At 63.7% G+C, this 9,440-nt stretch carries 8 protein-coding genes; 3 read left to right on the forward strand and 5 right to left on the reverse strand.

What is annotated here, in order from left to right:
- The coding region (locus CHB74_RS20910; RefSeq protein ID WP_179220954.1) for a P-loop nucleotide/nucleoside kinase family protein at positions 1 to 841 on the forward strand (841 nt) is incomplete at its 5' end.
- A gap of 29 nt (positions 842 to 870) precedes the next feature.
- On the opposite strand, the gene CHB74_RS20915 is transcribed toward CHB74_RS20910, so the two are convergent.
- Complete coding sequence (locus CHB74_RS20915; RefSeq protein WP_089221406.1) at positions 871 to 1,266, reverse strand: cupin domain-containing protein; 396 nt, start codon at positions 1,264 to 1,266, stop codon at positions 871 to 873.
- 158 nt (positions 1,267 to 1,424) lie between these two features.
- On the opposite strand from CHB74_RS20915, the gene CHB74_RS20920 reads away from it, so the two are divergent.
- A complete protein-coding gene (locus CHB74_RS20920; protein ID WP_089221407.1) occupies positions 1,425 to 2,435 on the forward strand; it encodes a 2-hydroxyacid dehydrogenase in 1,011 nt (336 codons plus the stop codon).
- 113 nt (positions 2,436 to 2,548) lie between these two features.
- On the opposite strand, the gene CHB74_RS20925 is transcribed toward CHB74_RS20920, so the two are convergent.
- From CHB74_RS20925 to CHB74_RS20940, 4 genes are read right to left on the reverse strand one after another with little or no spacing between them, the layout of a single operon-like run.
- Positions 2,549 to 2,749 (reverse strand): hypothetical protein, encoded by a 201-nt coding sequence (locus CHB74_RS20925; protein ID WP_089221408.1) that lies wholly within the window; start codon positions 2,747 to 2,749, stop codon positions 2,549 to 2,551.
- A gap of 46 nt (positions 2,750 to 2,795) precedes the next feature.
- Positions 2,796 to 5,828: a MobF family relaxase gene (gene mobF, locus CHB74_RS20930; protein ID WP_089221409.1), complete on the reverse strand. Its 3,033-nt coding sequence runs from the start codon at positions 5,826 to 5,828 to the stop codon at positions 2,796 to 2,798.
- 3 nt (positions 5,829 to 5,831) lie between these two features.
- Positions 5,832 to 8,141 (reverse strand): type IV secretion system DNA-binding domain-containing protein, encoded by a 2,310-nt coding sequence (locus CHB74_RS20935; protein ID WP_089221410.1) that lies wholly within the window; start codon positions 8,139 to 8,141, stop codon positions 5,832 to 5,834.
- A complete protein-coding gene (locus CHB74_RS20940; protein ID WP_089221411.1) occupies positions 8,131 to 8,421 on the reverse strand; it encodes a hypothetical protein in 291 nt (96 codons plus the stop codon). Before CHB74_RS20940 ends, CHB74_RS20935 begins: the two co-directional genes overlap by 11 nt.
- 552 nt (positions 8,422 to 8,973) lie before the next feature.
- Here CHB74_RS20940 and CHB74_RS20945 point away from each other — a divergent pair.
- On the forward strand, positions 8,974 to 9,192 hold the full coding sequence (locus tag CHB74_RS20945; RefSeq protein WP_020818471.1) for a hypothetical protein: 219 nt from the start codon (positions 8,974 to 8,976) through the stop codon (positions 9,190 to 9,192).
- Positions 9,193 to 9,440: the final 248 nt, after the last annotated feature.

The raw sequence follows: 9,440 nt of genomic DNA on the forward strand, positions 1-9,440 counted from the left end.
CGATTGCCTCGAGTTCGATCCGACGCTTGCAACGACCGATGTGCTCTACGATCTCGGCTTCCTGTTGATGGATCTTTGGGCGCGCGGGCTTCAAACGCAGGCGAATCTGCTGCTGAACCGCTATCTGGACATTTCTCCGCAGGATGAGGCGGGCATAGCGCTCCTCCCCTTGTTTCTTTCCATCCGCGCGACCATCCGGGCCCATGCCTTGGCGGCACAAGCGGCGGGGACACCGGACTCGGACCTAGCGTACAAGGCCCGGCATTATCTGGCGCTCGCCAATAAGCTGCTCGTTCCCGTGCCGCCGCGCCTCGTCGCGATCGGCGGGCTTTCCGGAACCGGAAAGTCGACCATTGCCAGGCTGGTGGCTCCATGTCTGGGTCGGGCTCCCGGTGCCCGAATTCTAAGGTCGGATGTCTTGCGCAAGCGGCTGGCGGGCGTTCCGCCGGAAACCCCGCTTCCCAGTGCCTCTTATACCTCGACAGCAAACGCGGCAGTCTATGGCGAGTTGGAACGATTGGCCAGTCACACCCTGCACGCCGGGCAGGCCGCGATAGCGGACGCGGTCTTTGCAAGGCCGGTGGAGCGCGATGCGATCGGTCGGATCGCACGGCGCCAGGGCCTTCCATTCGAGGGTATCTGGCTCGAAGCCGCGCCCGATCTGTTGAAACAACGAATCACGACGCGCGCGAACGATGCCTCGGATGCCGATGCCGTCGTGGCCGAAGCGCAGGCACATTATGATATCGGCAGTGTTGACTGGCACAAGGTAAGAGCGGACGGCGCACGCGAGGTCGTCGCAGGCAAGGTGCGAACAATCCTCCTCGGAGGAGACCGCTGATCGTCCAATCCGGGCCGAGCGGAACCCGTCTATTCCGTTGTCCGGCCGTCGAAATGTTCGTGCGACGCTTCGGCATCGGCCTTCGTGCGATGGATCGTACCGTCGATATGTTCCGGCGGCCCATAGATGGTGTAAAGCTGCAGCAGCTTGTCGCCGGTGTTGACGATATTGTGCTCGGCCCCGGCAGGAACGATGATGCCGTCATCGCCCTTGATGGCCGTGCGAACGCCATCAATGAGAACCTCGCCGCTGCCCTTCTCGACCCGAAAGAACTGGTCACGATCATCGTGTATTTCGAGCCCAATTTCCTCACCGGGCTTCAAAGCCATGAGCACGAGTTGCAGATTTCGGCCCGTGTAGAGAACACGGCGAAAGTCCTCATTATCCTCGGTCAGATTTTCGATGTCGCCGATAAATCCCTGCATTGTGATGTCCTTCCTGATCTGCCCGCGAGATTCGCTTCAGAGAGTGATCCTGCTGACGGATTATGACAAAGTGTGGTGACGCTTGCCCCGGATCGACATGGCTGTCTGTCCGGGATCATACTTAGGACACGCACACTGCGGCCAGGAGAAGCAGGTAGATGGACGTCGCCGTTTTTAGCACCCGCAGCTATGATCGGGAATTTCTCGATCTGGCCAACGCGGCGGCTGGAAATTCGCACGCCTTGCGTTATTTCGACGCCGGCCTCTCGGAGCAGACGATGGCGCTGGCGGCGGGATCGGATGCGATCTGCGCCTTCGTCAACGACCACCTCGATCGAAACGTGCTCGCCGCGCTTCACGGCCAAGGGACGAAACTGATTGCCTTGCGATGCGCCGGTTTCAATCATGTCGATCTCGAAGCGGCTGAGGCGCTGAAGATCGCCGTCGCGCGCGTACCAGCCTATTCCCCCGCAGCAATTGCCGAACACACCGTCGCGCTCATCCTGTCGCTCAACCGCAAGCTGCACCGGGCCTATGTCCGGGTCCGGGAAGGGAACTTCGCGCTGGACGGCCTGCTTGGGTTCAACCTCGGCAACCGAACAGTCGGGATTGTGGGGACCGGCCGCATTGGAACGCTCGTGGCCCATATCCTTCAAGGATTCGGATGCACGCTATTGGCCTTCGACCCAGTCCCGGATGAGACCCTCGAGCAGCGGGGCGTGACCTACGTGCCGTTCCCCGAGCTGATGGAACGATCCGACATCGTAACCATCCATTGCCCGCTCACGCCGCAAACGCATCATCTGATCAATGCGAACTCGCTCAAGCTGATCCGCGAGGGTGCGATGCTGATCAATACGAGCCGGGGAGCCGTCGTGGATACCCGCGCTGTCATCGCCGGATTGAAGTCGGGAAGGATTGGGGCGTTGGGCCTCGATGTCTATGAAGAAGAAGGTGATCTCTTCTTCCGAAACCTGTCGGAAACCATGCTGCAGGATGATGTTTTCGCGCGCCTCCTGACATTCCCGAATGTCCTCATTACAGGCCATCAGGGCTTTTTCACCCGCGAGGCGCTCACAGCCATCGCGGAGACCACGATCCACAACATCTCGAGCTTCGAAGAGAGCGGTCAGACAGCACATCAGATCGGAACGGAACTCCTGGCCTGAGGATCGATAGTCGTAGGATACAGCGCGACCCCCTCCCCGAGCCTTAAGGGCGAACATGGTGCAGCGACTGACATAGTCTCTCCATGCCGGCAACAGGAGAGCGAGGCCCCCCCTCAACTCCAGCCATCCCGCCTGCCCTCATGACTATCGCGCAAGCCTCGGCGATCGAGAGCGGAGCGGCGAATGCTAAGCTCGACCTCATCGCCCTTGCGCGCGATATGGACATCGCGAGGGTCGATATTGTTGCGCCGGGCATAGTCGTCGGCCGCCTTCTCACTGCCGAACTTACCGGCTTCTTCGAATTCCCATCCCATGGGATTTCTCCTTCATTGCGGCCGGCCCCTCGCCGGCGGCTTCAAGCTACAAATCGAGACCCAGGCTTCGCTCCGGCAGCGGCGGCAGCACGTCGCCGCGATCAGGATTCAGATCGGGTGGGCGCTGCGGATCCTTCGCCGCCGGCACTGCCCCATCTGGCAACGGGGGCAGGTCGGTGGGCAGGGGTGGAAGGTCCGTGAGATCGACGCCCTCGATCGGCCCGGGATCGAACTTGTCGTGGGGGGACGTCCCCTTCTTCCCATCGATGTCGAGGCGACCAAGCGTCTCCATCGCAGAGGTCTTGTTGCCTGGATTCATATCGAGCTGGCGCTCGAGCTTCTCCTTGTCGTCGACGATCATGGTGAGCTCGTCGCGCACGCGGGTGACGCCGACGTTGAACAGGCGCTGGTTCGAGAGGTTGCGCTCGTGCGCGGACATGACGGTGATCGCCTTGTCGGTGGTGATCCCCTGCGCCATGTGCATGTTGAGGCTGTAGGCAAGGTCGAGCCTGGAGAGCATGGGATCACCGAGCCCGAGCGTCAGGAGCGACTTGTCTGCGGTCTCGACCTTCACCCCGTCGGCATCGACGCCGACGACGCGAGCGAGCGCCGCGTTATGCAGGCCGCGCTCCTTGTCGTTGGCGGTCCAGCGGATGCGATCGCCTTCGCGGAGCTGCAGATCCTTCTTCTCCGAGAGCTGGAGCTGATCGCGCTGTTCGGTCGGCGACAGCTTCTGCGGGTCGAACCGGAACTTGCGACGGCCCTCGGCGAGTTCGACCTTGCCATTGGCATGGACCTTGAGGACGTCGTAGCGACCGGCCCTGATGCCTACATCCTGCGCACCGCCGCGGCCGACCTCGAGCGTCTGGCCCGGCCGGTAGGTCGAGGCATAGCGCAGCTCCTCGCGCGTGGTGTTGACCCGCTCGTAGACGGTGAGGTGGATGCCCTGTCCCTTGACGCTGCCCTCGGCGACGAGTCCGTCCTGGATCGCCGAGTTGATGATGGCGCGCGCATCGCGGCCCGAGGCGAAGACGGCGGTTGCTTCCCGCCCGGCCGGATCCAGCGCCAGCCACATGGCGGCCGCCGCGGCGGCTGGCTCGGCCGTCTCGACCACATGGTCCCCCAGCACCTTCATCGCCGCGCCGGCCTTGCCGATATTGGCGAGAGCGGCGACCGTCCGCAGCTGGTCGGTGCGCTGGCGGATGTTCTGGTCCATCCGCGCCACGGTGCCACCGCCCGCCTGGATCATCGCGAAGGCCTTGCCGGCATCGATCGAGGAGAGCTGTTGGCGATCGCCGACCAGCACCAGCTTGTCGACGCCCACCGCTGCCGTGATCTGGTGGAGCTTGAGCATGTCGTTCGACGACACCATCGAAGTTTCGTCGACGATCAGCATGGTGCCGGCGAGCTTCTCGCGCGCCGCCTCGTAGCGGGGCGTATCGCGCTCGGAGATGAAACGCTCGTTGGCAAGCACGAACGAGGCGATCGTCTGCGCCTTGATCCCGGCCCCTTCGGCGAGGTCCGCCACCATCTTGTTCTGAAATGCGAGGCCGGTGATCTCGCGCCCCTCGGCTTCCGCAACCCGGGCCACCGCCTGCAGCATGGTCGACTTGCCCGCGCCGGCGACGCCCTGGACCGACACCGTGCGGTCGGCCGAGGAGAGGATCATCGTCGCCGCGGCAAGCTGTCCCGGGTTCAGAGGAAGCGCCGCCGCATCCTGCAGGCGCTGCGGCGCGTCGGCCGCCGCGACGATCGGTTCGGCTTTCCCTTTGCCCTCATCGACCGCGCCAAGAATCCTCTCCTCGGTGCGCAGCGCCTCCTGCGTGGTCACCATGCGGCCCGTCCGGTCCGCTGCCGTCGCGACGCCCGGAATGAGCTGACGGTTCGTCACGAGCCGGTCGATCCGCTTCTCGATCATATCGACGGTGACGCCCTTGAGACCGAGATCGAGCGCGGTCTTGCTGAGCAGAGCGACGGGCCAGGCGGCTTCGCGTTCGGAAAGGATGCGCACGGCGGACGCGACGCCAAGCTGCGCGCGCGCTTCGGCCGGCGACCTGACCGCTCGGGCAAGCGCATTGTCCACCAAGGGGTCCTGGGGGCGAAGGAGCGCACCCAGCGTCTGGCGGGCGCCATCGACGGCATCGACGATCGCGCGGTAGCCGCGTTCGAGTGCATTTTCGGACGGCGTCAGCCCTGCGCGCGCCTCGGCCGCCGCGCGCAATTCCTTTCCGTCGAACCCGAGCGCAGCGGCCCTGTCCACCCAGTCCTGCTTCAGCGCGGCGCGGTCCTCGACATCGAGCTTGGGATCGCGCGACCGCTTGGTGATCTCGCGCAGACCCTCGGGCGACTTGATCCCGAGCTGGGTCGCACGGTCGAGGATCTCTTCGCGCCGCTGGCTATATTCGGCGATCACCGCCTTGGGCACGCCGGCGATCTCGAACGTGCCGTGCTTGCCCTTCATGTCGAGCTGGTAGCCGATCCGCTCGAGCTCGGAACGGAGGTAAGCGTGGTAGATCGAACCGATGATGCTGTTGTGGCTCCAGATCTTGTCGGCATGCAGCGCCTGCCATTTGCCGTCGGGCATGCGGGTGAGGTTGGCGATAACGGCGTGGATATGCGCCTGCGGGTCGAGCGCCCGGCTGGTATCGTGCTGGAAGAGTGCATAGACGAGATTGCCGGTCTGGACCGGAACCTTGCGGCCCTCGACATCGCGCCGCCCCTCGGCGAGGTTCTTCTCGACCCAGGCCATGGTCGCCTTGACCGCGGCCATGTTGGCGCCGAGCACGCGCTTGTCGCCGGCGACATAGGCCATGACCGACGCGGACTTCGGCATCGAGAAAGTAAGGTCGACGCCGGCGCGCCGATTTTCGACCTGCGCGACCGCCTCGCCGCTCGGCAGGATGCCGTTGAGCACGCCCTCGAAGGCCTCCTTGGAGACCTCGCCGGACAGCCCGATCGCATCGGCGCCCTCCCCCGCCCAGGCGGTGGCCTCGGACGATCCCTCGACGGTATAATAGTCGTCCTTTGCGAAGTAGTTCGCGGCGCCGGATGCGGAGCGGACGGCGGCGACCGACAGCATGGATCAGATCCCCATGTCGACGCCGTCGTCGCCGCGGCCTGGGTGGAAGGCCTGGCGCAGCTCGACCGGTGTCAGATCCTCGACCTGGGGCGCTCGCGGCGTATCGGTCCGCCGCTCGCTTCCCCGGTCCCTCTCGCGCGTCGCGACCGGCTGCTCCTCGCCATTGGCGCGGCCCGCCTGGGCCCTGTCCGCGGCGTGTAGCGTGGGCGCGGTCTGCTCATCGCGATCGTCGGCACGCTGGGCGGCCCGGCTCGCAGCATCGTCCACTTCCTCGACCTCGGCAGACAGGATGCGCGCGGCCAGATCCTTCGCGAGATTGGTGCTTTCGGACACTTCCTCGATCACCTGCCCGGCGCCGTCCCGTCCGCCCGCTTCCCCTGCCCCGTCCTCCTCGAACGCTTCCTCTCCGCGCTTCGACCGAACCGGCCCGATATCGGGCCGTTGGACGAAGCCCTGGGAGACCTGGGGATAGTCCTTCCACTCGAGCAAGATCCGCGCGGCGGGAAAGCCGTCGGGGAATTTCACGAAGCCGTGCATCGAGGGCAGGTTGGTGATGTCGTCGGCAATGACGAGCGGCTCGACCTGCTTGCGCGGGGTCAGCGTCGAGGCGTCGCGCGTGTTGTTGTAGCCGTAGCTATAGGCCTCATCCATCTGGCGGACCTCGCGGTTGCCAATATAGCGTGCGCATTGCTCGGCCGTGTCGAGATCGGCGGTCGCGAGAATGAGTTTCGAGCGGGCGAGCGAGGCAAGATTTCTCGCGCCCTGCTCGCCATAGACCTCGACGAGTTTCTCGAAGCTGTGGATGCCGAGGATCATTGCACCACCGAACGCGCGCGCGGTCTGAAGACCGTTTTCGATCGCCGGCAATTTGTGAAGCGCGCCGAGCTCGTCGAACATGAACCAGGTCCGCAAGCTACGTGTGCGCGGCAGCGTCATCAGGCGGTTGATGGCGAGGTCCATCCAGAGCGTCAGCAGCGCCCGGTTCATCGGCAGATCGACATAGCTCGACGTCACGAAGAGGATCGATCCCGGCTTCTTCTCCCCGCAGATCCAGTCGCGGATCGAGAAGGGCTCGCCGTCGTCAGGGAGGAAGCGCAAGGCCTGGGCGTTGGTGTTGAAGACCGCGCGGATCGATTCCGCCATGCGCGCAGCTTCCGGCGCGGTCAGCGGGTCTGCGATGGTATTGGCGAGGAAGCGGTGAACGCGCTTCAGGTCGGCGGTCATCAGGTTCTCGGACAGCGCGAGATTCGTAGTCTGTCCGCGCTCCATCAAGCGGATGCACATCTCGATGAAGAGGGTGCGCGCGGCGAGCGCCCAGAAGGGCTCGGACGAACCACCATCCGACGGTATCAGGGCAGCAGCAGCAGCGGTGAACTCGCTGTGCGTGCGGCAGTCGTTGAAGATCGACCAGGCCGGGCAGCGCGCGTCCATGGGATTGAGGATCGTGTCGCGCGCGGGGTCATAGAAGGCTTCGACATAGGCGCCGGTGAGGTCGAAGATGACGGCGGTGTCCTGGCGCTCGCGCATCTGCGTCACAAGGCTCCTGAGCTCGGTGGTCTTGCCCGAGCCGGTGGTGCCGATGAGCATGACGTGGGACTGCTCGGTCCGGTGTGGAAACGGAACACCTGCGAGCGTGTAAGGATGATGGATTCCCGCCCCCTTCCGCTTGCCGAAAGAAAGGCGGAGGACCTGGGCAGGGGACATGCCGGGGAAGAGATCGCGCGCCTCCTCCTCGAACTTCTCGAGATTGTGCTGGCTGATCTCGGCCTGAAGGATGTCGCGGGCCACGAGCATCGCCCCGCGTTCGTGCCGTTCCTGAAGGATCGAACGCCCCCGCCGATGCGACAGATCGACGAACCAGATGGCCACCGGAATGGTCACGAAGATCGAGATCAGAAAGGCTCCCAGGAGACCGCGCATCGCGGTGCTCCAAGCCTTGATGACTTCGGGGATATAAGGGACCGCCTGCATCACCGTTCGCATGATGTCGCCGCTCGGCAACGTGACGTTGACGCGTTTGTTTGGATCGAGGTCGATCCAGTTCCAGAGCGTCGCGTAGACCTTCATGCAGACGAGCTGGAAACCGTGCTCGTCGAGCTTGATCGACATGATGATGAACCAGGCGCCGAGGAAGGCGAAGAACCAGAGGATGAAAGGCAGTTTCGCACCCGAGAACCACATGAGCATCTCATGGGTGATGAGCTGGCTGCCGCGGGTGAAATTGCCTGAGTTGCGCTGCACTTTGCCACGCGCGCTGTGATGGGTCAGCGGGATGGCTCTGCCATCGGTGCGGATGTCGTCCTTACGCGCCATGGTAGAGCTCCAGGCGCTTGTCGGTTTCCGCGATGATACGGTCGCGATATTCGGGAAATTGTTCGCGGATGATGATGTCGAGCGCGAGGTGCTGGAACTCGCCGATCCGTGCGATACGGCGCTGACTGGAGGTCAGCAGCTGGCCGGATGACAGGAAGTTGTCGACGGCCGCGCGGAGCAGGTCGGTCAGCGTGCAACCACGTTCGGCAGCGAGCTCGACGAGGCGATCATATTTGCTCCGGTCGAGGCGGACCGTGCAATGCTTGTTGGGGGTCGTCAAACCAGGCCTCCTAGCAGGGAGGCTGGTGGGGTCTCAGAAACCGATCCACCTTATAGCGCAGCCGCGCCAGGAGGGCAAGGAAGTCGCGAGCGACGGGCGCGCTGTGTTCTGACGTAACACGCTGAAATGGCGGATTTTAGCGGTGCTTTCCGCCTCCCGGATGCTGTCCCACAGCAGCACACAGCCCATGGCGCCGCTAACCTATTGGGATCGCTGTCAAAGTCCATGCACCCTGGTGCGTTCGGTGTGCTGCTCTGTACCAGGGCAGATCTCCACCCTCGGGTCGTCATGTGACACAGATGGTCTGGGATGAAAAATGCCTTCGGCGGGGCGCCTCGCCGTCCTTTGGACGGAACGGCGTGCAAGGCGTGATTACGCGAAGCGAGACTGCCAGTCTGCGCGTCTTAGCGTTGTGAACGACGCTGATGGGATTTGTTTGCACGAGGAAAAGTGCACCGAAAAACATCGGCGACGTTCCGCTTTCGAGGCCGGTCGCGAGAGGCTATAGTGTCGCGGTTCATAGCCCGATCAGCGTGAACCAAGAGGCCCTTCATGGCACGCACATTGGAACAGGAAAGAGCCGCGATCGAAAAGGATGTCCGCAAGCTCGAAGAGCGGCGGCAAAGACTGGAAGAGAAGGAACGCGAGGCAGCCATTCAGGCCATCGAGAAGACCGGTCTTCTCAAACTCGAGACAAAGCGGCTGGGGAACCTTCTCGGCCGGATTCGGAGCCTCGGGATAGACGAAGTGGAAAAGCGCCTGACGGCGTGAACAGCCCCCGCCGCGAGCATGCTCGCGGCACGGACATGGAGGGCTCGATGCCCTCCATGTCCGTTCTGACCCCACAGCAAAAAAAAGGGAGAGGCGCAGACGCGCCCCTCCCCATCTGTCTCAGAATTCGTCAAGCCGTCCGCCCGGCACGCTGTGGACGATCCGGTCTATGATCGTCATCGGCAGCGCGCCGTAATCGCCCTCGTCGATGGTGATGTAGCCGGCCTCCTCGTCCGCCACGACATGTT

Origin of the sequence: Edaphosphingomonas laterariae (genome assembly GCF_900188165.1) — a bacterium.
GTDB classification, from domain to species: domain Bacteria; phylum Pseudomonadota; class Alphaproteobacteria; order Sphingomonadales; family Sphingomonadaceae; genus Sphingomonas_E; species Sphingomonas_E laterariae.